This is a genomic window from Pseudomonas sp. Tun-23181 (genome assembly GCF_057415455.1).
The window spans coordinates 1,568,030-1,591,094 of sequence record NZ_CM171630.1; the positions used below are offsets into that span (position 1 = coordinate 1,568,030).

21 protein-coding genes are annotated in these 23,065 nt (G+C 64.5%); 9 read left to right on the forward strand and 12 right to left on the reverse strand.

What is annotated here, in order from left to right:
- Positions 1 to 82: 82 nt before the first annotated feature.
- Entirely contained in the window at positions 83 to 424 is a 342-nt protein-coding gene (locus ACDI39_RS07670; RefSeq protein ID WP_225790187.1) for a type II toxin-antitoxin system HicB family antitoxin, read from the reverse strand.
- A complete protein-coding gene (locus ACDI39_RS07675; protein WP_225790186.1) occupies positions 424 to 660 on the reverse strand; it encodes a type II toxin-antitoxin system HicA family toxin in 237 nt (78 codons plus the stop codon). Before ACDI39_RS07675 ends, ACDI39_RS07670 begins: the two co-directional genes overlap by 1 nt.
- Positions 661 to 785: 125 nt before the next feature.
- Here ACDI39_RS07675 and ACDI39_RS07680 point away from each other — a divergent pair, with 125 nt between their 5' ends.
- Positions 786 to 935, forward strand: coding sequence for an AlpA family phage regulatory protein (locus tag ACDI39_RS07680; protein ID WP_253081431.1), 150 nt, complete (start codon positions 786 to 788; stop codon positions 933 to 935).
- A gap of 63 nt (positions 936 to 998) precedes the next feature.
- Positions 999 to 1,355: a 6-carboxytetrahydropterin synthase QueD gene (gene queD, locus ACDI39_RS07685; RefSeq protein ID WP_225790184.1), complete on the forward strand. Its 357-nt coding sequence runs from the start codon at positions 999 to 1,001 to the stop codon at positions 1,353 to 1,355.
- An 85-nt stretch (positions 1,356 to 1,440) separates the two neighbouring features.
- Here the strand turns inward: queD and ACDI39_RS07690 are convergent, their stop codons facing one another.
- Positions 1,441 to 1,908: a DUF1289 domain-containing protein gene (locus ACDI39_RS07690; protein WP_253081429.1), complete on the reverse strand. Its 468-nt coding sequence runs from the start codon at positions 1,906 to 1,908 to the stop codon at positions 1,441 to 1,443.
- A 406-nt stretch (positions 1,909 to 2,314) separates the two neighbouring features.
- Here ACDI39_RS07690 and acnB point away from each other — a divergent pair, with 406 nt between their 5' ends.
- On the forward strand, positions 2,315 to 4,924 hold the full coding sequence (gene acnB, locus ACDI39_RS07695) for a bifunctional aconitate hydratase 2/2-methylisocitrate dehydratase (RefSeq protein WP_225790216.1): 2,610 nt from the start codon (positions 2,315 to 2,317) through the stop codon (positions 4,922 to 4,924).
- A gap of 197 nt (positions 4,925 to 5,121) precedes the next feature.
- Here the strand turns inward: acnB and prpD are convergent, their stop codons facing one another.
- The 6 genes from prpD to ACDI39_RS07725 all read right to left on the reverse strand — a co-directional run bounded on the left by prpD (position 5,122) and on the right by ACDI39_RS07725 (position 13,631).
- A complete protein-coding gene (prpD, locus tag ACDI39_RS07700; protein WP_225790182.1) occupies positions 5,122 to 6,606 on the reverse strand; it encodes a 2-methylcitrate dehydratase in 1,485 nt (494 codons plus the stop codon).
- Between the two features lie 92 nt (positions 6,607 to 6,698).
- The gene (gene prpF, locus ACDI39_RS07705; protein ID WP_225790181.1) at positions 6,699 to 7,889 is read right to left on the reverse strand and encodes a 2-methylaconitate cis-trans isomerase PrpF; all 1,191 of its coding nucleotides are present in this window, start codon (positions 7,887 to 7,889) and stop codon (positions 6,699 to 6,701) included.
- 100 nt (positions 7,890 to 7,989) lie between these two features.
- Positions 7,990 to 10,578: a Fe/S-dependent 2-methylisocitrate dehydratase AcnD gene (gene acnD / locus ACDI39_RS07710; RefSeq protein ID WP_225790215.1), complete on the reverse strand. Its 2,589-nt coding sequence runs from the start codon at positions 10,576 to 10,578 to the stop codon at positions 7,990 to 7,992.
- Between the two features lie 158 nt (positions 10,579 to 10,736).
- Positions 10,737 to 11,864, reverse strand: a complete 1,128-nt coding sequence (gene prpC / locus ACDI39_RS07715) for a bifunctional 2-methylcitrate synthase/citrate synthase (protein WP_225790180.1) — start codon at positions 11,862 to 11,864, stop codon at positions 10,737 to 10,739.
- Between the two features lie 163 nt (positions 11,865 to 12,027).
- On the reverse strand, positions 12,028 to 12,918 hold the full coding sequence (gene prpB / locus ACDI39_RS07720; protein WP_225790179.1) for a methylisocitrate lyase: 891 nt from the start codon (positions 12,916 to 12,918) through the stop codon (positions 12,028 to 12,030).
- Complete coding sequence (locus ACDI39_RS07725; protein ID WP_225790178.1) at positions 12,915 to 13,631, reverse strand: GntR family transcriptional regulator; 717 nt, start codon at positions 13,629 to 13,631, stop codon at positions 12,915 to 12,917. The genes prpB and ACDI39_RS07725 overlap by 4 nt, the downstream gene beginning before the upstream one ends.
- A 297-nt stretch (positions 13,632 to 13,928) precedes the next feature.
- Here ACDI39_RS07725 and rloA point away from each other — a divergent pair, with 297 nt between their 5' ends.
- The 5 genes from rloA to ACDI39_RS07750 all read left to right on the forward strand — a co-directional run bounded on the left by rloA (position 13,929) and on the right by ACDI39_RS07750 (position 19,433).
- The gene (rloA, locus tag ACDI39_RS07730) at positions 13,929 to 14,465 is read left to right on the forward strand and encodes a retropepsin-like aspartic peptidase RloA (protein WP_225790177.1); all 537 of its coding nucleotides are present in this window, start codon (positions 13,929 to 13,931) and stop codon (positions 14,463 to 14,465) included.
- Positions 14,466 to 14,470: 5 nt separating this feature from the next.
- Positions 14,471 to 16,003 (forward strand): osmotic stress tolerance membrane protein RloB, encoded by a 1,533-nt coding sequence (rloB, locus tag ACDI39_RS07735; protein WP_253081779.1) that lies wholly within the window; start codon positions 14,471 to 14,473, stop codon positions 16,001 to 16,003.
- On the forward strand, positions 16,003 to 16,983 hold the full coding sequence (locus tag ACDI39_RS07740) for an alpha-L-glutamate ligase-like protein (protein WP_225790175.1): 981 nt from the start codon (positions 16,003 to 16,005) through the stop codon (positions 16,981 to 16,983). The genes rloB and ACDI39_RS07740 overlap by 1 nt, the downstream gene beginning before the upstream one ends.
- Before the next feature lie 178 nt (positions 16,984 to 17,161).
- Positions 17,162 to 18,505, forward strand: a complete 1,344-nt coding sequence (gene pabB / locus ACDI39_RS07745) for an aminodeoxychorismate synthase component I (protein WP_253081778.1) — start codon at positions 17,162 to 17,164, stop codon at positions 18,503 to 18,505.
- 193 nt (positions 18,506 to 18,698) lie between these two features.
- Positions 18,699 to 19,433 (forward strand): phosphoadenylyl-sulfate reductase, encoded by a 735-nt coding sequence (locus ACDI39_RS07750; RefSeq protein ID WP_253091354.1) that lies wholly within the window; start codon positions 18,699 to 18,701, stop codon positions 19,431 to 19,433.
- Between the two features lie 281 nt (positions 19,434 to 19,714).
- Here ACDI39_RS07750 and cysB read toward each other — a convergent pair whose 3' ends face one another.
- The 3 genes from cysB to ACDI39_RS07765 all read right to left on the reverse strand — a co-directional run bounded on the left by cysB (position 19,715) and on the right by ACDI39_RS07765 (position 22,350).
- A complete protein-coding gene (gene cysB, locus ACDI39_RS07755) occupies positions 19,715 to 20,689 on the reverse strand; it encodes an HTH-type transcriptional regulator CysB (protein ID WP_225790172.1) in 975 nt (324 codons plus the stop codon).
- A gap of 126 nt (positions 20,690 to 20,815) precedes the next feature.
- Positions 20,816 to 21,313 carry a universal stress protein gene (locus ACDI39_RS07760; protein ID WP_486538230.1) on the reverse strand — a complete coding sequence of 166 codons (498 nt, stop codon included), beginning with the start codon at positions 21,311 to 21,313 and terminating at the stop codon, positions 20,816 to 20,818.
- A gap of 95 nt (positions 21,314 to 21,408) precedes the next feature.
- Positions 21,409 to 22,350, reverse strand: coding sequence for a putative 2-dehydropantoate 2-reductase (locus ACDI39_RS07765; RefSeq protein ID WP_225790170.1), 942 nt, complete (start codon positions 22,348 to 22,350; stop codon positions 21,409 to 21,411).
- Between the two features lie 127 nt (positions 22,351 to 22,477).
- Between ACDI39_RS07765 and ACDI39_RS07770 the strand changes: the two genes are divergently transcribed.
- Positions 22,478 to 22,903, forward strand: coding sequence for a PilZ domain-containing protein (locus tag ACDI39_RS07770; protein WP_253081326.1), 426 nt, complete (start codon positions 22,478 to 22,480; stop codon positions 22,901 to 22,903).
- Positions 22,904 to 23,065: the final 162 nt, after the last annotated feature.

Genomic DNA, 23,065 nt, shown 5'->3' on the forward strand with positions numbered 1-23,065 from the left:
TTTCACGCCCTGCCCTGCACAGTGAAGGCTCATCCGCTCCCCTACGTTAGCCCGCATAGCAGTGCGGGCTTTTTATTGCTGGCTATGCGTGATGCCCCAGGTACTCGCTAAGCGCTTTGCGGGTGAGGTCATTCAAAGAAATGTTTTGCCGGCTAGCTGCCACACTGGCCGCCAGGTGCAGGTCATGCCCGACCCTCACATTGAACGACCCCTTGCACGGAGTCTCCGGCTCCTGTCCGAGCGACACACAGGTATCCAGGTAGTCGTCCACTGCATCGCGAAACGCCTTGGTCAGCTCGGCAACCGTCTCGCCCTCATAACTGACGAGGGCGCGAATGAACTGGAGCTTGCCGAACAGGCAATCGTCTTCAGGGCTGGCCTCAATCGAGCCGTAGTAGCCCCGGTGCTGCAACATGGTGCTCATCAGATCAATCCTCCTGCTTTCAAGTGCTCTATCACCTGGCGTTTAACGTAGGCCTTCAGCTCATTGCCGGGGTGCGGCTTGTGCAGGTTGATCATCGCCTGCGGGCTACCGTTATCGAACTTCACCCGGCTGCCATCGCCCTCGATCTGGCGGTATCCAAGCCCGCGCAGCAGCGTGACCAGTTCCGACCAAGTGAACCCAGCTTGCTTGTTCAGCAGCTTTTCTTGCCTGGACATTTCGACCCCTTTCATGCAACTAATTTTAGTTGCTTTCACGGAAGGTCAATCGCCTCGAAAAGAGCACAAACACAGAAGGTATTGACCGACTGCTGCGCCTCGATGAGGTGTTGCGCGTAACAGGAATGGGTCGCAACACGGTCCACACGCGAATAAGGGAAGGCACCTTCCCAAAACAGGTTAAGATAGGACCCAACTCGGTTGCCTGGCGCCAGTCGGACATCACCCAGTGGATGACATCTTTCGGCCCCAGCGACGACCAATCAGTACATTGAGCAGTACATTGAAACATCAGTTTCCGCTCAAGCCCTTACCCCGCCAGCATTACAGGTCCACCAGTGGAAATTTTCAAAGAGTTCACATTCGAATCGGCCCACCGCCTGCCCAACGTCCCCGCCGGGCACAAGTGCGGTCGCCTGCACGGTCACTCGTTCAAGGTCGCCCTGCACCTGACCGGCCCGCTCGACCCGCACACCGGCTGGATCCGCGACTTCGCCGAGATCAAGGCGATCTTCAAGCCGATCTACGAGCAGTTGGACCACAACTACCTCAACGACATCCCCGGCCTTGAGAACCCCACCAGCGAAGTGATCGCCAAGTGGATCTGGGACCAGGTCAAGCCGCTGCTGCCGGAGCTGTCCAAGGTGCGCATCCACGAGACCTGCACCAGCGGGTGCGAATACAGCGGGGATTGAGCCAGCGCGGCGCACGACGATCGACGTGCCGGCCAGGGACAGGCCGTTCGGCCATCCGTTCCCCTGCCAGCCTGCGCCAAGCGTCCTACCCCAATGCGCCCTTGAGGAAGGACGGTGCGATGTAGCGCTGGTAATGCGCCTCCGACAACAGGAAGAACTCCCGGTCGATCGCATCGCGCAGTTGCGGCAGCTCCCAATCGCGAAATTCCGGCAGCAAGGCCATGCCGTAGGCGTCCAGGTCACGGATCATCCGGGCGCCACGGGCGATCAGCTGGTAGGCCCAGCAATATTCCGACTGATGCGCCAGGAAACGGATCGAACGCTGCTCCAGTTGCTGGCGCAGGCGGTCTTTGTCGAACACTTCCAGCTTGGCCATCATCACCTGCACCAGCAGTTGCTCCAGGCGCTGCCAGACGGCGCGCTTCTGCTCGTCGTCATAGCTGTTCCAGTGGATCACTTCGTGGTGGAAACGCTTGCAGCCGCGGCACACCGAGTCTCCATACACCGTGGAGCAAAGGCCGACGCAAGGGGTCTTGATGGACTGGTTGGACATGGAAAAACAACGGCTTGGCGGTGGAACACGGCCCCATGTTAGCCCTTTGTCTAACCAGGGTCACTCGTTAAAGTCATGCGAGCCGCCTTACCTTCTGCCTTTTTTTGCCGTAGAATCACACCGCCTTTTCAAGGCACCAATGTCCGTTGGAAGCTGTTTTCAAAGCGTCACGAGCACAGTTCATCCGGTAGAACGGCGTTGGTTCGGGTCATGCAGCCTGCATGCCCGGGCCAACCCCTCATCAGCTCTCCGTTCTACAGGCGTAAAACTTTGAAAGCAGCTTCTGTAAGGATTCCCTGCGACCCTGGCTGGGCGGCCCACAAAGCCGTGATTGCGCATGGGTGCATGGGAATGCTGGATGAGCGTCCCGGACTCCCTTTAGGGACCACTGATGAGGGTAATAACTGTGCTTGAAGCCTACCGCAAACACATCGAAGAGCGTGCCGCCCTGGGTGTCGTGCCCCAGCCGCTGAACGCCGAACAAACTGCAGGCCTGGTCGAGCTGCTGAAAAACCCGCCGGCCGGCGAAGAAGCCTTCCTCGTAGACCTGATCACCCACCGCGTTCCCCCAGGAGTCGACGAAGCCGCCTATGTCAAGGCCGCTTTCCTCTCCGCCATCGCCAAGGGCGAAGCCACCTCGCCGCTGATCGACCGCAAGCACGCCACCGAGCTGCTGGGCACCATGCAAGGCGGCTACAACATCGAGACGCTGGTCGCGCTGCTGGACGACGCCGAACTGGGCACCGTCGCGGCCGAACAGCTCAAGCACACCCTGCTGATGTTCGACGCCTTCCACGACGTGGCTGAAAAAGCCAAGGCCGGCAACGCCAATGCCAAGGCCGTCCTGGAATCCTGGGCTGCTGGCGAGTGGTTCACCGCCCGCCCGGCCATCGCCGAGAAATACACCCTGACCGTGTTCAAGGTGCCTGGCGAAACCAACACCGACGACCTGTCCCCTGCCCCGGATGCCTGGTCGCGCCCGGACATCCCGCTGCACGCCCTGGCCATGCTGAAGATGGCCCGCGACGGCATCGAGCCGGTCCAGCCAGGCTCGGTCGGCCCGCTCAAGCAGATCGAGGAAGTCAAGGCCAAGGGTCACCCGGTCGCCTACGTCGGCGACGTGGTCGGCACCGGTTCCTCGCGTAAATCCGCCACCAACTCCGTGCTGTGGTTCTTCGGCGACGACATCCCATACGTGCCGAACAAGCGCGCCGGTGGTTTCTGCTTCGGCACCAAGATCGCCCCGATCTTCTACAACACCATGGAAGACGCCGGCGCCCTGCCGATCGAATTCGACTGCACCAACCTGGCCATGGGCGACGTCATCGACGTCTACCCGTTCAAGGGCGAAGTCCGCCGCAACGGTAGCGACGAGCTGGTCACCACCTTCGAGCTCAAGACCGAAGTGCTGCTCGACGAAGTCCGCGCTGGCGGCCGTATCCCGCTGATCGTCGGCCGTGGCCTGACCGAGAAGGCCCGTGCCGAGCTGGGCCTGGGCGCTTCCGACCTGTTCAAGAAGCCCGAGCAGCCTGCCGACTCCGGCAAGGGCTTCACCCTGGCGCAGAAGATGGTCGGCCGTGCCTGCGGCCTGCCAGAAGGCCAGGGCGTACGCCCGGGCGCTTACTGCGAGCCGAAGATGACCACCGTCGGCTCCCAGGACACCACCGGCCCGATGACCCGCGACGAGCTGAAGGACCTGGCCTGCCTGGGCTTCTCCGCCGACCTGGTCATGCAGTCGTTCTGCCACACCGCGGCCTATCCGAAGCCGATCGACGTCACCACCCACCACACCCTGCCGGATTTCATCCGCACCCGTGGCGGCGTGTCCCTGCGTCCGGGCGACGGCATCATCCACAGCTGGCTGAACCGCATGCTGCTGCCTGACACCGTCGGCACCGGCGGCGACTCGCACACCCGCTTCCCGATCGGCATTTCCTTCCCGGCCGGTTCCGGCCTGGTGGCTTTCGCCGCTGCCACCGGCGTCATGCCGCTGGACATGCCGGAGTCGGTCCTGGTGCGCTTCAAGGGCAAGCTGCAGCCGGGCATCACCCTGCGTGACCTGGTCCACGCCATCCCTTACTACGCGATCCAGCAGGGCCTGCTGACGGTCGAGAAGAAGGGCAAGAAGAACATCTTCTCTGGCCGCATCCTGGAGATCGAAGGCCTCAACGACCTGACCGTCGAGCAGGCGTTCGAGCTGTCCGACGCCTCGGCCGAGCGTTCCGCCGCCGGTTGCACCATCAAGCTGCCGGAAGAGTCGATCGCCGAGTACCTGAAGTCGAACATCACCCTGCTGCGCTGGATGATCAGCGAAGGCTACGGTGATGCCCGTACCCTGGAGCGTCGCGCCCAAGCCATGGAAGCCTGGCTGGCCGACCCGCAGCTGCTGTCGGCCGACGCCGACGCCGAGTACGCCGCGGTCATCGAGATCGACCTGGCCGACGTCAAGGAGCCTGTGCTCTGCGCGCCGAACGACCCGGACGACGCCCGCCTGCTGTCGACCGTTGCCGGCGACAAGATCGACGAAGTGTTCATCGGTTCGTGCATGACCAACATCGGTCACTTCCGCGCTGCCGGCAAGCTGCTGGACAAGGTCAAAGGCGGCATCCCGACCCGCCTGTGGCTGGCGCCACCAACCAAGATGGACGCCCACCAGCTGACCGAGGAAGGCTACTACGGCATCTACGGCAAGGCCGGTGCGCGCATGGAAATGCCAGGCTGCTCGCTGTGCATGGGTAACCAGGCACGTGTGCAGACCGGCTCGACCGTGGTCTCCACCTCCACCCGTAACTTCCCGAACCGCCTGGGCGACGCCACCAACGTCTACCTGGCATCGGCTGAACTGGCCGCAGTCGCCTCGATCCTCGGCAAGCTGCCGACCGTCGAGGAATACCTGCAGTACGCCAAGGACATCGACAGCATGGCTGCCGACGTCTACCGCTACCTGAGCTTCGACCAGATCGCCGAGTTCCGCGAAGCGGCGGCCAACGCCCAGATCCCGGTGGTCCAGGCGTAAGAAGCGTCAAGCTTCGAGCTGCAAGCTACAAGAAAAAGCCCTGGCAGAGATGCCGGGGCTTTTTCGTTGGGCTTGTGGGCCCATTCGCGGGCAAGCCCGCTCCCATGGCCCTGCAAATCACATCCTATGTGATCGACGCAGCCCCTGGAGGATCCGGCTTGCCGGCGATGGGCCGCAAAGAGTCCCTTCGCGGGAGGTCAGATCACGAACAGATCGACGAACCTGTGCACCGCCGTGCCTTCCAGCCGCACCTGATCCTTGCACAGCGCGAAAATCGTCTCGCAGCGCTGCGGGGCGAAGCGCGTCGCCAGGTTTTCCCTGAACTTCGCTTCCAGCAAGGGAATCCCCTCCGCACGCCGACGCCGATGACCGATGGGGTACTCCACCACCACCTGCTCGGTCTGCGTACCGTCCTTGAAGAACACCTGCACGCCATTGGCAATGGAGCGCTTGTCCGCCTCCAGGTACTCACGGCTGAAACGCGGCTCCTCGACGATCTGCATCTTCGCCCGCAAGGCATCGATCAGCGGGTGGGCGGCATGGAAGGCATCCTCGTAGTGCTCGGCCACCAGGTTGCCGAAGATCAGCGGCACGGCGGTCATGTACTGAATGCAGTGGTCACGGTCGGCGGCGTTGGCCAGGGGGCCGACCTTGGAGATGATGCGGATCGCCGACTCATGGGTGGTGATGACGATGCGGTCGATCTCGCCCAACCGGTCGCGCACCTGCGGATGCAAGGCCACCGCCGCCTCGCAGGCGGTCTGGGCATGGAACTCGGCAGGGAAGCTGATCTTGAACAGCACGTTCTCCATCACATAGCTGCCGAACGGCTGGGGTAGCCGGAAACTGCGCTGGGCTTCGGGCTTGAGCGCGAGGTCCTTGTTGGTGTGGCTGAACAAGACATCGTAGAACCCCCACTGGGGCGCGGTCAGTACGCCGGGGATGCCCATCTCGCCACGCAGGGCGATATCGGCCAGGCGCACCCCGCGACTGGAGGCATCGCCCGCCGCCCACGACTTGCGCGAACCGGCATTGGGCGCATGGCGATAGGTGCGCAACGCCTGGCCGTCGACGAAAGCATGGGACAGCGCCGACAGCAGTTGTTCTCGGTTGGCCCCCATCAGCCGGGCGCACACCGCCGTGGAGGCGACCTTGACCAGCAACACATGGTCCAGGCCGACGCGATTGAAGGCGTTCTCCAGGGCCAGCACGCCCTGGATCTCGTGGGCCATGACCATCGCCTCGAGCACCTCGCGCAGGGTCAGCGCCGGCTCGCCATTGGCCACGCGCTTTTGCGACAGGTGATCGGCCACGGCGAGAATGCCGCCGAGGTTGTCGGACGGATGCCCCCATTCGGCGGCCAGCCAGGTGTCGTTGTAGTCCAGCCAACGCACGATACAGCCGATGTCCCAGGCTGCCTTGACCGGGTCCAGGCGGTAGGCGGTGCCAGGCACCCGGGCGCCATGGGGTACCACGGTCCCCTCCACCAGCGGCCCCAGGTGCTTGGTGCACTCGGGGAAGCGCAGCGCCAGCAGGCCGCAGCCCAGGGTATCCATCAGGCAGTTGCGCGCCGTGTCCAGCGCCTCGGCCGACTCGACCCGGTAGTCGAGCACGTAGTCGGCGATGGCTTGCAACACCCGGTCGTAGTCCGGGCGGTCGTTCAGGTCTACGTTGGCACTCATCTTCTGCTCCTTGAGAATGAGGGCTGCAAAGCAGCCCCACTACCACCGCAGGGCCTGCCCTGCGTTCTTCGAAGCCGAGCGCCAGAGGCGTGCTAGAAGCTGTCGCCAGGCACGCGTACCCAGCCCTCCATCAACACGCGGGCGCTACGGCTCATGATTGCCTTGGTCACCGTCCACTCACCGTCCACCTTGCGCGCCTGGGCACCGACCCGCAAGGTGCCAGAGGGGTGGCCGAAACGCACGGCGCTGCGCTCGCCCCCGCCGGCGGCGAGGTTCACCAGGGTGCCGGGTACGGCCGCGGCCGTGCCGATGGCGACTGCCGCGGTGCCCATCATGGCGTGGTGCAGCTTGCCCATGGACAGCGCGCGCACCAACAGGTCGATGTCAGCGCTCTCGACCACCTTGCCGCTGGACGCGGTATACGAGGTCGGCGGCGCGACGAAGGCGACCTTCGGCGTGTGCTGGCGCCCGGCGGCTTCGTCGACGTGCTCGATCAACCCCATGCGCACCGCGCCATGGGCACGGATGGCCTCGAACCGGGCCAGCGCCTCGGGGTCGCCATTGATCGCATCCTGCAGCTCCGTGCCGCTGTAGCCGATCTCGGCGGCATTGACGAAGATGGTCGGGATGCCGGCATTGATCAGGGTCGCCTTGAGGGTCCCGACACCGGGGACCTCCAGGTCGTCCACCAGGTTGCCGGTGGGGAACATGGCGCCCCCGTCGCCGTCTTCGTCGGCGGCCGGATCGAGGAACTCCAGTTGCACTTCGGCCGCCGGGAAGGTCACGCCGTCGAGCTCGAAGTCGCCGGTCTCCTGCACCTCGCCTTCGCTGATCGGCACATGGGCGATGATGGTCTTGCCGATGTTGGCCTGCCAGATGCGCACGGTGGCGGTGCCGTTGCGCGGAATGCGCGCAGGGTCCACCAGGCCGCCGCTGATGGCGAAGGCGCCGACCGCGGCGGAGAGGTTGCCGCAGTTGCCGCTCCAGTCGACGAAGGCCTTGTCGATGGCGACCTGACCGAACAGGTAGTCGACATCATGGTCCGGGCGGGTGCTGCGCGCGAGGATCACCGTCTTGCTGGTGCTGGAGGTGGCGCCGCCCATGCCATCGATCTGCTTGCCATAGGGATCGGGGCTACCGATCACCCGCAGCAGCAGCGCATCACGGGCAGGGCCCGCAACCTGGGCGCGCTCGGGCAGGTCCTGCAGGCGGAAGAACACGCCCTTGCTGGTGCCGCCACGGATATAGGTGGCGGGGATTCTGATCTGGGGTACATGTGCCATTGCTGTGCTGTCCTGATTGTTTCGTTCCGGCGAAAACCTGGGGCTGCTGCGCAGCCCTTTCGCGACGCAAGGCCGCCCCGGCAGGAGCGGCCCGCTTCACTCAGGCGGTCGCTTCCAGGAAGTCCTGGGCGAAGCGCTGCAACACCCCGCCGGCCTCGTAGATCGACACTTCCTCGGCGGTATCCAGGCGGCAGGTCACCGGCACCTCGACCCGCTCGCCATTGCGCCGGGTCACCACCAGGGTCAGGGTCGCCCGCGGCGTGCGCTCGCCGAGCACGTCGTAGGTCTCGCTGCCATCGAGGTCCAGGGTCTTGCGGTTGGTGCCTGGCTGGAACTCCAGCGGCAACACGCCCATGCCCACCAGGTTGGTGCGGTGGATGCGCTCGAAGCCTTCGGCGACGATCGCCTCCACGCCCGCCAGGCGCACGCCCTTGGCCGCCCAGTCGCGGGACGAGCCCTGGCCATAGTCGGCACCGGCGACGATGATCAGCGGCTGCTTGCGCTCCATGTAGGTCTCGATCGCCTCCCACATGCGGGTCACCTTGCCCTCCGGCTCGATGCGCGCCAGCGAGCCCTGCTTCACGCTGCCATCCTCGTTGCGCACCATCTCGTTGAACAGCTTGGGGTTGGCGAAGGTGGCGCGTTGTGCGGTCAGGTGGTCGCCACGGTGCGTCGCGTAGGAGTTGAAGTCCTCTTCCGGCAGGCCCATCTTCGCCAGGTACTCGCCCGCGGCACTGTTGGCCAGGATGGCGTTGGACGGCGACAGGTGGTCGGTGGTGATGTTGTCCGGCAGCACCGCCAGCGGGCGCATGCCACGCAGGCTGCGCTCGCCGGCCAGGGCACCTTCCCAGTACGGCGGGCGACGGATGTAGGTGCTCATCGGCCGCCATTGATACAGCGGCGCGACCTTCGGCCCCTTGTCCTGCTCGATGGCGAACATCGGGATGTACACCTGGCGGAACTGCTCTGGCTTGACCGCGGCACGCACCACGGCGTCGATTTCCTCGTCGCTCGGCCAGATGTCCTTGAGGCGGATCTCCCGGCCATCGACCACGCCCAGCACGTCCTTCTCGATGTCGAAGCGGATGGTGCCGGCGATGGCGTAGGCCACCACCAGAGGTGGCGAGGCGAGGAACGCCTGCTTGGCGTACGGGTGGATACGCCCGTCGAAGTTACGGTTGCCCGACAGCACCGCGGTGGCGTACAGGTCGCGGTCGATGATCTCCTGCTGGATCTTCGGGTCCAGGGCGCCGGACATGCCGTTGCAGGTGGTGCAGGCGAAGGCGACGATGCCAAAGCCCAGTTGCTCGAGCTCCTGCTCCAGCCCCGCTTCCTGCAGGTACAGCTGCACAGCCTTGGAGCCGGGGGCCAGGGAGGACTTCACCCAGGGCTTGCGCGCCAGGCCGAGCTTGTTGGCATTGCGCGCCAGGAGGCCTGCGGCGATCACGTTGCGCGGGTTGCTGGTGTTGGTGCAACTGGTGATGGCGGCGATGATCACCGCGCCGTCGGGCATCTGCCCCGGTACCTCTTCCCAGGCGCCAGCGATGCCCTTGGCGGCCAGGTCGGCGGTGGCGACACGGGCGTGCGGGTTGGACGGGCCGGCCATGTTGCGCACCACGCTGGACAGGTCGAAGCGCAGCACCCGCTCGTACTCGGCCTTGGCCAGGCTGTCGGCCCACAGGCCGGCGGCCTTGGCGTAGGTTTCCACCAGCTTGACCTGCTGGTCTTCGCGGCCGGTCAGCCGCAGGTAATCGATGGTCTGTTGGTCGATGGCGAACATCGCCGCGGTGGCGCCGTACTCCGGGGCCATGTTGGAGATGGTGGCGCGGTCGCCCAGGGTCAGGGCACGGGCGCCTTCGCCGTGGAACTCGAGGTAGGCGCCGACCACTTTCTGCTTGCGCAGGAATTCGGTCAGGGCCAGCACCAGGTCGGTGGCGGTGATGTTCGGCGCGAGCCGGCCGCTCAGCTCGACGCCGACGATCTCTGGCAGGCGCATCCAGGAGGCCCGGCCGAGCATGACGTTCTCGGCCTCCAGGCCACCGACGCCGATGGCGATCACGCCCAAGGCATCGACGTGCGGGGTGTGGCTGTCGGTGCCGACACAGGTGTCCGGGTAGGCCACGCCGCGGTCGTTGTGGATCACCGGCGACATCTTCTCCAGGTTGATCTGGTGCATGATGCCGTTGCCTGGCTGGATCACGTCGACGTTCTTGAACGCCTTCTTGGTCCAGTTGATGAAATGGAAACGGTCTTCGTTGCGACGGTCCTCGATGGCGCGGTTCTTCTCGAACGCCTGCGGATCGAAACCACCGCACTCCACCGCCAGCGAGTGGTCGACGATCAGTTGCACCGGCACCACCGGGTTGACCTGGGCCGGGTCACCGCCTTTGTCGGCAATGGCGTCACGCAGGCCAGCCAGGTCGACCAGGGCGGTCTGGCCGAGGATGTCGTGGCACACCACCCGCGCCGGGAACCAGGGGAAGTCGAGGTCGCGCTTGCGCTCGATCAACTGCTCCAGGGAGGCGTTGAGGGTCGCCGGGTCGCAGCGTCGCACCAGGTTCTCGGCGAGCACGCGGGAGGTATAAGGCAGGCCATCGTAGGCGCCGGGCTTGATCGCCTCGACCGCCGCGCGGGCGTCGAAGTAGTCCAGGTCGGTGCCTGGCAGGGCTTTGCGGTATGCAGTGTTCATCATTCAGGCTCGGTCACAGGATTCGGAAGGCTCCACCGGCCCTGTGGGAGCGGGCTTGCCCGCGAATGCGTCAGCAGGCGCACATGGGTAGGCCGGTCGGGCGCATTCGCGGGCAAGCCCGCTCCCACAGGGGAAACGGGTTGCCTCTCTATTTCTATTCAGCGCTGCTCGATCGGCACGAACTGGCGCTGTTCGACACCGATGTACTCGGCGCTTGGGCGGATGATGCGGTTGTTGGCGCGTTGCTCGAAGACGTGCGCCGCCCAGCCGGTCAGGCGCGAGCAGACGAAGATCGGGGTGAACAGCTTGGTCGGGATGCCCATGAAGTGGTACGCCGAGGCATGGTAGAAGTCGGCGTTGGGGAACAGGCGCTTCTGCTCCCACATGGTCTTGTCGATGGCTTCGGAGACCGGGTACAGCACCTTGTCGCCCACCTCGTCGGCAAGCTGCCGGGACCAGCCCTTGATCACCTCGTTACGCGGGTCGGACTCCTTGTAGATGGCATGGCCGAAGCCCATGATCTTGTCCTTGCGCTCGAGCATCTTGAGCAGCTCGGCGACCGCCTCCTGCGGGCTCTGGAAGCGCTCGATCAGTTCCATCGCCGCTTCGTTGGCGCCCCCGTGCAGCGGGCCGCGTAGCGTGCCGATGGCGGCGGTGACGCAGGAGTACAGGTCCGACAGGGTCGAGGCGCAGACCCGGGCGGTGAAGGTCGAGGCGTTGAACTCGTGCTCGGCGTAGAGGATCAGCGAGACGTTCATCACCTTGACGTGCAGCGGGCTCGGCTGCTTGCCGTGCAGCAGGTGCAGGAAGTGACCGCCAAGGGTGTCCTCGTCGCTGGTGCAGTCGATGCGCACGCCATGGTGGGAGAAGCGGTACCAGTAGCACATGATCGCCGGGAACACCGCCAGCAGGCGATCGGTCTTCTCGCGCTGGGCTTCGAAGGTCAGTTCCGGCTCCAGGGTACCCAGTACCGAGCAGCCGGTACGCATCACGTCCATCGGGTGGGCGTCGCGCGGGATACGCTCGAGCACTTCCTTGAGGGTTTGCGGCAAGTCGCGCAGCCCTTTGAGCTTGCGCTTGTAGTCGGCAAGTTCCGCCTTGCTCGGCAGTTCGCCGTACAGCAGCAGGTAGGCGACTTCCTCGAATTCGGCAGCGGCCGCCAGGTCACGCACATCGTAACCACGGTAGGTCAGGCCGGCACCGGCCTGGCCGACGGTCGACAAGGCGGTCTGCCCGGCCACCTGGCCACGCAGGCCTGCGCCACTGAGTACTTTTGCTTCGGCCATGGTGTGTTCTCCTTTCTTGAACTTGTTATGTGAAGTCTTACAGGCTAATCCGACGTATCTGTACCGCCCCATCGCCGGCAAGCCGGCGTCCACAAGTACAGCGCACCCTTTGCAACTTGCGCGCCCTGTGGAGGCTGGCCGACCAGCGACGAGGCCGGCGCTCTCAGGCTTTCTTCTGGGCGAACAACGCATCGAGGCTCTGCTCGAAGGCGTGGTAGCCGATGGCATCGTAGAGCTCCATGCGCGTCTGCATGGTGTCGATGACGTTCTTCTGCGTGCCGTCGCGGCGCAGCGCGGTGTAGACGTTCTCGGCGGCCTTGTTCATGGCACGGAACGCCGACAGTGGGTACAGCACCAGGGAGACATCGACCGACGCCAGTTCCTCGGTGGTGTACAGCGGCGTGGCACCGAACTCGGTGATGTTGGCCAGGATCGGCGCCTTCACCCGGTCGGCGAAGGTCTTGTACATCGACAGTTCAGTGATCGCTTCCGGGAAGATCATGTCGGCACCGGCCTCGATGCAGGCGGCGGCGCGGTCCAGGGCGGCGTTCAGGCCTTCCACGGCCAGGGCGTCGGTACGCGCCATGATCACGAAGCTGTCGTCGGTGCGGGCGTCCACCGCGGCCTTGATGCGGTCGACCATCTCCTGCTGGGAGACGATCTCCTTGTTCGGCCGGTGGCCGCAGCGCTTGGCGCCGACCTGGTCCTCGATGTGCAGGGCGGCGGCGCCGAACTTGATCATCGAACGCACGGTGCGGGCCACGTTGAAGGCCGAGGCGCCGAAGCCGGTATCGACATCCACCAGCAGCGGCAGGTCGCAGACATCGGTGATGCGGCGCACGTCGGTCAGCACGTCGTCCAGGCCGCTGATGCCCAGGTCCGGCAGGCCCAGGGAGCCGGCGGCGACACCGCCGCCGGACAGGTAGATGGCCTTGAAGCCGGCGCGCTTGGCCAGCAGGGCGTGGTTGGCATTGATGGTCCCGACCACCTGCAACGGATGTTCGGCAGCGACCGCGTCACGGAAACGCTGGCCGGGCGTGCTCTTCAAAGTCATGACTCACCTCGTGGGCTATTGTTGTCGGCGCCTTGGTAGTGACGCTCGATGTTGCGCTTGGATGCGCCGATGTGCCGGCGCATCAGGAGTTCGGCCAGTTCGCCGTCGCGGCCTTCGATGGCATCGAGGATGCGATGGTGCTCGGCGAAGGCCTGGTGCGGGCGGTTGGGCGTGGCGGAAAACTGGATGCGGTACATGCGCACCAGCTGGTACAGCTCGCCGCAGAGCATCTTGACCAGGGTCTGGTTGCCGCTGCCCTGGATGATCCGGTAATGGAAGTCGAAGTCGCCTTCCTGCTGGTAGTAGCCAAGGCCGGCCTGGAAGGTGGCGTCGCGCTCGTGGGTGTCGAGCACCCGGCGCAGTTCGTCGATCTCGGCCTGGCTCATGCGCTCGGCGGCCAGGCGGCAGGCCATGCCTTCGAGGGACTCGCGGATCTCGTACAGCTCGATCAGCTCGGCGTGGCTGAGCGACACCACCCGGGCACCGACATGGGGCACGCGCACCAGCAGGCGCTGCCCCTCCAGGCGGTGGATGGCCTCGCGCAGCGGGCCGCGGCTGATGCCATAGGTACGCGCCAGCTCAGGCTCGGAGATCTTGCTGCCCGGCGCGATCTCGCCCTTGACGATCGCTGCCTGGATGCGTCGGAAAACGTGCTCCGAGAGGGTTTCCGTTTCATCCGGGAGGGCCAGGGAAGCCTGGGTTGAGTCCAGCATATTGTCGACACCTTGTATTTCACTAGCGCCAAAGCTAGCTAAACATAGGCGATACGTCAAAGACAAAATCAACATTGTCGACAATCGTCTAAGAACGAACTTAACGGCTGCAAATGCTGTCAGAACGCGGCGCGCTGGCGTCGAGACGTTGGCGTGATAGAATGCCGCGCTTCCCAAGGGAGGATGGATATAGTGTGCCTGTCATCGTTTCATGCTGTTGACAGATGAACGAGGATGCTTGCGCAGTACTTGCCAGTCGCCTTGCCCCGAACCCCGCACAGCACCGCGCCAGGATTTATGAGACTCACACCCGTTTCACTGCTGTTCTGCCTCGCCCTGCTGCCGGCCCACGTCCCGGCGGCGGAAAAGACCGTGTATGGCCTGAACGAATATGCCCGTCTTTCCGACCTCGACCTGGAAGTGGCGGCCAAGCTCGACACCGGCGCCAAGACCGCCTCCCTCAGTGCCCGCGACATCAAGCGCTTCAAGCGCGATGGCGAAAGCTGGGTACGCTTCTACCTGGCCATCGATGCCGCCCACTCGCACCCGATCGAGCGCCCGCTGGCGCGGGTCAGCAAGATCAAGCGGCGCGCCGGCGACTACAATCCCGACGAAGGCAAGGCCTACACGGCCCGCCCGGTCATCGAACTGAACATCTGCATGGGCCGCGCGCAGCGCACCATCGAAGTCAACCTCACCGACCGCAGCGCCTTCCAGTTCCCGCTGCTGATCGGTTCCGAGGCGCTCAAGCACTTCGACGCGCTGGTCGACCCAAGCCTTAAATACGCGGCCGGCAAACCTGCCTGTGCCACCGAAGCTCCCAAAGCAGAGTAATCCCGATGCGCTCTCTTACCCTCCACCTGAAAGTCCTGATCACCGTCCTGGTGCTCCTGGGCGTGCTGGTCACGGCCTACCAGATCTTCATTCTCGGCATCCCGGTCACCGAGGACGAGACCGACGATTTGTGGAACATCGACGCCAAGGTCGAGTTCATCGCCAACCCCAAGGACCCGGTCAAGGTTCAGATGTTCGTGCCGCCGCTGAACCGCGACTACGTCAGCCTCAACGAGAGCTTCATCTCCAACAACTACGGGGTGAGCGTCAACCGTGTCGACGGCAACCGCAAGGTGACCTGGTCGGCGCGCCGCGCCAGCGGCAACCAGACCCTCTACTACCGCCTGGTGCTGACCAAGCGCTACAGCAACGAGAAGACCACGGTCAAGGGCCCGACCTTCCGTGACAGCCTGGCCGTCGAGGGCCCCGAGAAGATCGCCGCCGAGGCGTTGATGGCGCCGATCCGCCAGCACTCGGCCGACGTCGAGACCTTCGTCAGCGAGACCATCAAGCGGGTCAACAACCTCAACGACGACAACGTCAAGCTGCTGCTGGGCGGCGATACCTCGGCCCTGAACAAGGCCAAGGTCATCGACCTGCTGCTGTCGATCGCCCACGTGCCGATGGAGAAGGTGCACACCATCCGCCTGGTCGCCGATACCCCGCAGAGCCCCGAGCTGTGGCTGCGCAGCTTCAACGGCAACGACTGGCTGTACTTCAACCCCGACACCGGCGAGCAGGGCCTGCCCAACGACCGCCTGCTGTGGTGGGTCGGCGACGAGAACCTGGTCACCGTCGATGGCGGCCGCAAGGCCAACGTCACCTTCAGCATGAACAACAGCGAGATGAACGCCATCCGCCTGGCCAAGCTGACCGACGAGAACACCGACGCCGACTTCCTCGAGTATTCCCTGTACGGCCTGCCGCTGCAGACCCAGCAGACCTTCATGATCATGGTGATGATCCCGATCGGCGTGCTGGTGATCCTGGTGCTGCGCAACCTGATCGGCATCCAGACCCTGGGTACCTTCACCCCGGTGCTGATCGCCCTGGCCTTCCGCGAGACCCAGTTGGGCTTCGGCATCATCCTGTTCACGGTGATCACCGCCCTGGGCCTGTCGCTACGTTCCTACCTCGAGCACCTGAAGCTGCAGATGCTGCCGCGCCTGTCGGTGGTGCTGACCTTCGTCGTGGTGCTGATCGCCGCCATCAGCCTGTTCAGCCACAAGCTGGGCCTGGAGCGCGGCCTGTCGGTGGCACTGTTCCCGATGGTGATCCTGACCATGACCATCGAGCGCCTGTCGATCACCTGGGAGGAACGTGGCGGCGGCCATGCCATGAAGGTGGCCATCGGCACCCTGTTCGCCGCCTCCCTGGCGCACCTGCTGATGATGGTGCCGGAGCTGGTGTACTTCGTCTTCACCTTCCCGGCCGTACTGCTGGTTCTGGTGGGCTTCATGCTGGCGATGGGCCGTTACCGCGGCTACCGCCTGACCGAGCTCGTTCGCTTCAAGGCTTTCGTGAAGGCTGACGCCTGATGTTCGGACTGATCAAGACCTGGAAAGCCCTGGAGGCCCGGGGCATCATGGGTATCAACCGGCGCAACGCGGACTACGTCCTGAAGTACAACAAGCGCCACCTGTACCCGATCGTCGACGACAAGATCATCACCAAGGAGCGTGCGCTCGAGGCTGGCATCCATGTGCCGGAGATGTACGGCATCATCGAGACCGAGAAGCAGATCGAAAAGCTCGACCAGATCATCGGCGGGCGCAACGATTTCGTCATCAAGCCGGCCCAGGGCGCCGGCGGTGACGGCATCATGGTCATCGCCGACCGCTTCGAGGACCGCTATCGCACGGTGTCGGGCAAGATCATCAGCCACGGCGAGATCGAGCACCAGATCTCCAGCATCCTCACCGGCCTGTATTCGCTCGGCGGGCATCGCGACCGCGCGCTGATCGAGTACCGGGTGACCCCGGACCAGATCTTCAAGAGCATCAGCTACGAAGGCGTGCCGGACATCCGCATCATCGTGCTGATGGGCTACCCGGTGATGGCCATGCTGCGCCTGCCGACCCGTCAGTCGGGCGGCAAGGCCAACCTGCACCAAGGCGCCATCGGCGTGGGCGTGGACCTGGCCACCGGTGTCACCCTGCGCGGCACCTGGCTGAACAAGATCATCAGCAAGCACCCGGACACCACCAACGCGGTGGATGGCGTGCAGTTGCCGAACTGGGACGGCTTCATGAAGCTCGCGGCCAACTGCTACGAGCTGTGTGGCCTGGGCTACATCGGGGTGGACATGGTCCTGGACCAGGACAAGGGCCCGTTGATCCTCGAGCTCAACGCCCGCCCGGGCCTGAACATCCAGATCGCCAACGACTGCGGCCTGACCCAGCGCACCCATGCCATCGAGGCGCACCTGGAGGCGCTGGCCAAGGACGGCGTCACGGAAGATGCCGAGCAGCGGGTGCGTGTGTCCCAGGGGTTGTTCGGGCACGTTCATCCGCAGTGATCCGCCGTATCGGGGCCGCGAAGCGGCCCCAGTCATTTGTCAACGCGAGAGGCTAGCGCGACGACCACGAAGCGCTCGCTCTAAATGGAAGCCGAATGGCTGTCGCAGCCAGAGCTGGCCGCCCCTCCCCCAGGCGACTACAATCGCCCTCCTCGCTTTGTCATCGCCACCCACTCGCATGCCGACCTGTACGCTCCACGCCCTGCCCTACCAGCCCGACCCGGCCACCTACTTCGCCCGCCTGCGCCAGGCCCCCGGGGCAATCCTGCTCGACAGCGCCCGCCCAGGTGCCGAGCGCGGCCGCTTCGACCTGCTCAGCGCCTGGCCGCTGCAACACCTGCAGGCTCAAGCCGGGGAAGAAGGTCGGGCCTACCTGCAACGCCTGCGCAACGCCCTGACGCAGTTGGGCCGAGCGACACTGCCCGAAGGCATCGAACTGCCCTTCGCCGGCGGCCTGATCGGCTACCTGAGCTACGACTTCGGCCGGCGCCTGGAGCACCTGCCGAGCCTGGCGCGGGACGATCTCGGCCTGCCCGATGCACAACTCGGCCTGTATGCCTGGGCCCTGGTCAGCGACCATCGGCTACGCACCAGCCAACTGGTCTTCCACCCAAGCCTGGACGCCCGCGAGCGGGAGCGCCTGGTCCACCTGTTCGAAATGCCCGAAGCCTGTGAGCCCGGTGACTTCCAACTGCTCGCCCCCATGCGCGGCGACCTGCAGCCCGAGCAATACCGGGCAGCCTTCGACAAGGTCCAGCAGTACATCCAGGCCGGTGACTGCTACCAGATCAACCTGACCCAACGCTTCCGCGCGCCCTGCCAGGGCGACCCGTGGAGGGCCTACCAGGCTCTGCGCAAGGCCTGCCCGACGCCCTTCTCCGGCTACCAGCAGTTGGCCGACGGCAGTGCCCTGCTGAGCTTCTCACCGGAGCGCTTCATCCAGGTCAGCCAGGGCCAGGTGGAAACCCGCCCGATCAAGGGCACCCGCCCCCGCTCCAGCGACCCGCAGGAAGATGCCCGCAACGCCGCCGAGCTACAGGAGAGCCCCAAGGACCGCTCGGAAAACCTGATGATCGTCGACCTGCTGCGCAACGACCTGGGGCGTACCTGCGAGATCGGCTCGGTCAAGGTACCTGAGCTGTTCAGCCTGGAGAGCTACCCCAACGTCCATCACCTGGTCAGCAGCATCACCGGGCGCCTGGCTAGCGGCAAGGACGCGCTGGACCTGATCGGCGACAGCTTCCCCGGTGGCTCGATCACCGGCGCTCCGAAGATCCGCGCCATGCAGATCATCGACGAACTGGAGCCAGCGCGCCGGGCGCTGTATTGCGGCTCGCTGCTGTATGTGGATGTACGCGGCGAAATGGACAGCTCCATCGCCATCCGCAGCCTGTTGGTCAAGGATGGCCAGGTCAGTTGCTGGGGAGGCGGCGCAGTGGTGGCCGACTCCGACTGGCAGGCCGAATACGAGGAGTCCATCGCCAAGGTGCGGGTATTGATGCAGACGCTGCAAGGCTTGTGACTGGCGCCGCCCTTTACGCGGGCAAGCCCCAGGGCTGCCTTGCGCCCCAAGATGGCAGCCGAGCATCTTGATTGACCTACACAGGCGACACCCTGGCATCCACTCACCATCGCAGGGCGTCTACCCCGCCATTTTTTGTTACCATCGCCCTATTACGAGCGCACAGCGCCATACACACGATGGAAACCGCCTGATGAGCCAACCCTTCGACGTCGCCACCCTCGCCGCGACCTATGCCAGCAAGTCCCCACAGGACATCCTCAAGCTCGCCTTCGAGCACTTCGGCGACGACTTGTGGATTTCCTTCAGCGGTGCCGAGGACGTGGTACTGGTGGACATGGCCTGGAAGCTGAACAAGCAGGTCAAGGTATTCAGCCTCGACACCGGCCGCCTGCACCCGGAAACCTATCGCTTCATCGACCAGGTCCGCGAACAGTACAACCTGCCGATCGAGATCCTCAGCCCGGATCATGCCAAGCTCGAACCGTTCGTCAAGGAAAAGGGCCTGTTCAGTTTCTACAAGGATGGCCATGGCGAGTGCTGCGGCATCCGCAAGATCGAGCCGCTGCGCCGCAAGCTGGCCACCGTGCGCGCCTGGGCCACCGGCCAGCGCCGCGACCAGAGCCCGGGCACCCGCAGCCAGGTGGCCGCGCTGGAGATCGACACGGCGTTCTCCACCCCTGAACGTACCCTGTACAAGTTCAATCCGCTGGCGCAGATGACCAGCGAGGAAGTCTGGGGTTACATCCGCATGCTCGAGCTGCCCTACAACAGCCTGCACGAGCGCGGCTTCATCAGCATCGGCTGCGAACCCTGCACCCGTCCTGTACTACCCAACCAGCACGAGCGCGAAGGCCGCTGGTGGTGGGAAGAGTCGACCCAGAAGGAATGCGGCCTGCACGCGGGCAACCTGATCAGCAAGGCCTGAAGCGGGCCCAGCTTCAAGCCACAAGAAAAGCAGACCGGGCACAGGCTAATGCCGGTCAGTTAAGACTTTCAGTTGTCATTTGGGGCCGCTTCGCGCCCCATCGCCGGCAAGCCGGCTCCCACACCGTCCGTGCAAACCGCATCATGTGTGGTCGCCGCGGTCCCTGTGGGAGCCGGCTTGCCGGCGATGGGCTGCAAGGTAGCCGCAAAAATGACAAAGCGCCGCTTAACTGACCGACATTGGGGCACTGGCTGCTTTTCTCTTGTAGCTTGCCGCTGTTGTCAGTGCACCGGCAACTCGACGCCCGCGAACAGCTCCTCGAGCTCCTGCTTGTTATGGCACTGGATGGCCTTGGCCATCACTTCGCGGGTCAGGTGCGGGGCGAACTTCTCGATGAAATCGCACATGAAGCCGCGCAGGAAGGTGCCACGACGGAAGCCGATCTTGGTGATGCTGGCTTCGAACAGTTCGCTGGCATCCAGGCACACCAGGTCGCTGTCGAGCTTGGGATCGACCGCCATCTTGGCCACGATGCCCACGCCCAACCCCAGGCGCACATAGGTCTTGATCACGTCGGCGTCGGCGGCGGTGAACACTACTTTCGGCGTCAGGCCGCGATGATTGAAGGCCTCGTCCAGCTTGGAACGGCCAGTGAAACCGAATACATAGGTGACGATCGGATACTCGGCGACCGCTTCGAGGGTCAGCTTCGGCAGCTTGGTCAGCGGGTGGCCCTGGGGCACGACCACGCAGCGGTTCCACTTGTAGCACGGCATCATGATCAGGTCGCCGAACAGCTCCAGCGCCTCGGTGGCGATGGCGAAATCGACGGTGCCGTCGGCGGCCATCTCGGCGATCTGCATGGGCGAGCCCTGGTGCATGTGCAGGGCGACTTCCGGGTACTGCTTGATGAAGCTGCTGATCACCGGTGGCAGCGCATAGCGCGCCTGGGTGTGGGTGGTGGCGATCGACAGGGTGCCTTTCTTCTCGTTGGAGAATTCCTGGGCGATCTGCTTGATGCTCTCGACCTTGCGCAGGATCTCGCCAGCGGTATTGATGATGCGCTCGCCTGCAGGGGTGACGCGGGTCAGGTGCTTGCCACTGCGGGCGAAGACCTCGACACCCAGTTCGTCCTCGAGCAGGCGGATCTGCTTGCTGATCCCGGGTTGGGAGGTGTAGAGGCTCTGCGCTGTCGCGGAGACGTTGAGGTCATGGTGCGCCACTTCCCAGATGTAGCGCAGTTGTTGAAGCTTCATAGGTATCCCTCGGATCAGCGGTAGGTCACCGGCAGCTGGCAGCGACGAGATATAACTATATTAGTGGTTCTGGAAATAAATCTAGAACTATTTTGTTACATGCCCGGAAATGACTTACTGCCAGCCTCACGCTTTCCTACGCCCCAAATGTTGGGCCAACGGCACCATGTAGACCGGCACCGGCGACAGCTGCAACAGCCGCACCGCGGTACGGCCGATCGGCACGTCCACCCCCGCCCCCTGGCTGTGGCTGCCGAAGATCAGCAGGTCGACACTCAGGCGCTGGGCCTGCTCGAGAATGACCTGAGCCGGGTCGCCCTGGCGCACCCTGACCGCCCGGATCACGGCCAGGTCGGCGTCCTCGCCCAGTTCGTCGCGAAAGTTCTCCAGTACCCGCTGCTCGATATTGGCCAGCACCGTGTTGACGCCCTGGCTGTGCAGTTCGTCCAGGGTCTGTTCGTCGAGGTAGCTCTGCAGCAAGGATTCGGCGAACTGCCCCATGGGCTCCACCGCATGAATCACGTACAGCTCTGCATTGAAGGTGCGCGCCAGGGCCAGGGCGTGTTGCATGACGAAGGGCGCGTATACACCGAGGTCGGTGGCATACAGCATGGAATGGATCATTCGACCTCCTCGACTGCCGCTAAGGCAGAGCAAGGTTCAGCTTAGCAGCGCCGCGAACGGCCGCCGTGCCGTCCGGCGCGCTGCCGCCGCGCCCTTCAGGCCGGGCGATTGCGCCGGTCGAGGAAGGTCAGTGCCTGGTACAGCATCTCCATGCGCGGCAGCTGGCATCCGGCCGCTCGCGCCCGGGCCAGCGGCTCGGCATAGATCGCCTGCAACTCCAGCGCACGCCCCAGGGCATGGTCGTGGTACATGCTCGGCCAGTAGTCGGGCATCTGCTCGGTGATGCGCAACAAGTGCTCGGCATACCCTTGCGCCAGCACATGACCACAGGCCTGCGCGCCCTGCACCACCTCGGCCATCAGCGCCTGGATCAGCTCACGGCTGTGCGGGTCGCTCATCAGTGGGGTCGTACTGGCCTGCAGGAGCACCGAAAGGCCGTTGTAGGGTACGTTCCATACCAGTTTCTGCCAGCGCGCCAGGTCGAGGTCATCCATGGCCTGGGAGTCGATACCGGCCGCCTGGAACAAAGCGGCGCCCTCGGCGACAATGGCCGCCCCCGCGTCCTCGGCCGGGCCGCTGTGATACCCCAGGTTGACCGCGCCCAGCGCCTGGTGGCGAATCACTCCAGGCGCCTGGCGATTGACGCAAATGAAGCACAACCCGCCCAACAGGTGCATGTCCGAGCGCAAGTCCGGGCGCAACTGCGCTTCCACGCCCAGGCCGTTCTGCAGCAAGACCACCTTGGCGCCCGGCGCCGCGGCCTGGACGATCAGCGGTGCCAGTTCGGCATTGCTGGTGGCCTTGGCGCCCACCAGCAGCCAGTCGCACGGTGGCAGGTCGGCAGCCGCGGCATAAGCCTGCACCTTCATCCGCACCTGGCCGTGCACCGCACTCTCCACCACCAGGCCCTGGTCGCGTACGGCGGCATACTCGCTGCGCAACAGAAAATGCACATCGAAGCCGGCGCGTGCCAGCATCACCCCATAGAAGCCGCCAATGGCACCACTGCCGATGATGCCGATCCGTGCATTGCGCATGCTCACCCTGCCCCTTGTCGAAAATGCCTATGCTCGTCGTCCGGTTTTTTTACACGTAAATCAGCCGGTTTTCGATCTTTCACTATACTGGAGCGAAGAAGGTCAAATAACCGGCACGGAGTCGGCCATGTGTGGATACCTGCCTCATCCCGAAGACATTCCGGTCGAATTGACCCTGCGTCCATTCCCCAGCCTGTTCCGCCGCCACCTGCATACACTGGGCCTGGGCGGCATCGCTTGCAAGCAGTTGCGCGCCTACCGGCGCGGCATGGCGGTGGAAGTCGCAATTCCCTCCCTGGGCAGCGAGGCCCGCTATCCTGGTTATATCGCCTGGTGTCAGAAACTCGACGAAGGCTACCGGGTGGGCATTGCCTTCACCGATGCCCAGGCACTGTTCGGCGCTCGCATGGGCGAGCAGGTCTGCCAGATTCGCCACTACTGCCTGCAACATCAGCAGCCCGACCTCGACAGCAATGCTGCCCAGGCGTTGGCCGCACAATGGGTCGGCCTGCACGCCGAAGCCTTCTCCGAGGCGAACCTGCACGCCACCTGAGGCGGAAAAAACCAGCCATCCGGTAAAAACCCCGCGCCGACGGGGGCCAGCCCATTGTCGAGCCCCCTGTAACGCGCTAAGGTTCGGCTCCCCGTTGCGAACAATCTTGCTGCTGGGCCGCACGGGGATTGCTGGCGGCCGGCACCCGTGACCTGACGAGTA

Coding starts and splice junctions, on each gene's coding strand:
- ACDI39_RS07670 (WP_225790187.1), bottom strand. CDS start 424: ATGAGCACCATGTTGCAGCACCGGGGCTACTACGGCTCGATTGAGGCC.
- ACDI39_RS07675 (WP_225790186.1), bottom strand. CDS start 660: ATGTCCAGGCAAGAAAAGCTGCTGAACAAGCAAGCTGGGTTCACTTGG.
- ACDI39_RS07680 (WP_253081431.1), top strand. CDS start 786: ATGGGTCGCAACACGGTCCACACGCGAATAAGGGAAGGCACCTTCCCA.
- ACDI39_RS07690 (WP_253081429.1), bottom strand. CDS start 1,908: ATGTCCAACCAGTCCATCAAGACCCCTTGCGTCGGCCTTTGCTCCACG.
- prpD (WP_225790182.1), bottom strand. CDS start 6,606: ATGAGTGCCAACGTAGACCTGAACGACCGCCCGGACTACGACCGGGTG.
- prpF (WP_225790181.1), bottom strand. CDS start 7,889: ATGGCACATGTACCCCAGATCAGAATCCCCGCCACCTATATCCGTGGC.
- acnD (WP_225790215.1), bottom strand. CDS start 10,578: ATGAACACTGCATACCGCAAAGCCCTGCCAGGCACCGACCTGGACTAC.
- prpC (WP_225790180.1), bottom strand. CDS start 11,864: ATGGCCGAAGCAAAAGTACTCAGTGGCGCAGGCCTGCGTGGCCAGGTG.
- prpB (WP_225790179.1), bottom strand. CDS start 12,918: ATGACTTTGAAGAGCACGCCCGGCCAGCGTTTCCGTGACGCGGTCGCT.
- ACDI39_RS07725 (WP_225790178.1), bottom strand. CDS start 13,631: ATGCTGGACTCAACCCAGGCTTCCCTGGCCCTCCCGGATGAAACGGAA.
- rloA (WP_225790177.1), top strand. CDS start 13,929: ATGAGACTCACACCCGTTTCACTGCTGTTCTGCCTCGCCCTGCTGCCG.
- rloB (WP_253081779.1), top strand. CDS start 14,471: ATGCGCTCTCTTACCCTCCACCTGAAAGTCCTGATCACCGTCCTGGTG.
- ACDI39_RS07740 (WP_225790175.1), top strand. CDS start 16,003: ATGTTCGGACTGATCAAGACCTGGAAAGCCCTGGAGGCCCGGGGCATC.
- pabB (WP_253081778.1), top strand. CDS start 17,162: ATGCCGACCTGTACGCTCCACGCCCTGCCCTACCAGCCCGACCCGGCC.
- ACDI39_RS07750 (WP_253091354.1), top strand. CDS start 18,699: ATGAGCCAACCCTTCGACGTCGCCACCCTCGCCGCGACCTATGCCAGC.
- cysB (WP_225790172.1), bottom strand. CDS start 20,689: ATGAAGCTTCAACAACTGCGCTACATCTGGGAAGTGGCGCACCATGAC.
- ACDI39_RS07760 (WP_486538230.1), bottom strand. CDS start 21,313: ATGATCCATTCCATGCTGTATGCCACCGACCTCGGTGTATACGCGCCC.
- ACDI39_RS07765 (WP_225790170.1), bottom strand. CDS start 22,350: ATGCGCAATGCACGGATCGGCATCATCGGCAGTGGTGCCATTGGCGGC.
- ACDI39_RS07770 (WP_253081326.1), top strand. CDS start 22,478: ATGTGTGGATACCTGCCTCATCCCGAAGACATTCCGGTCGAATTGACC.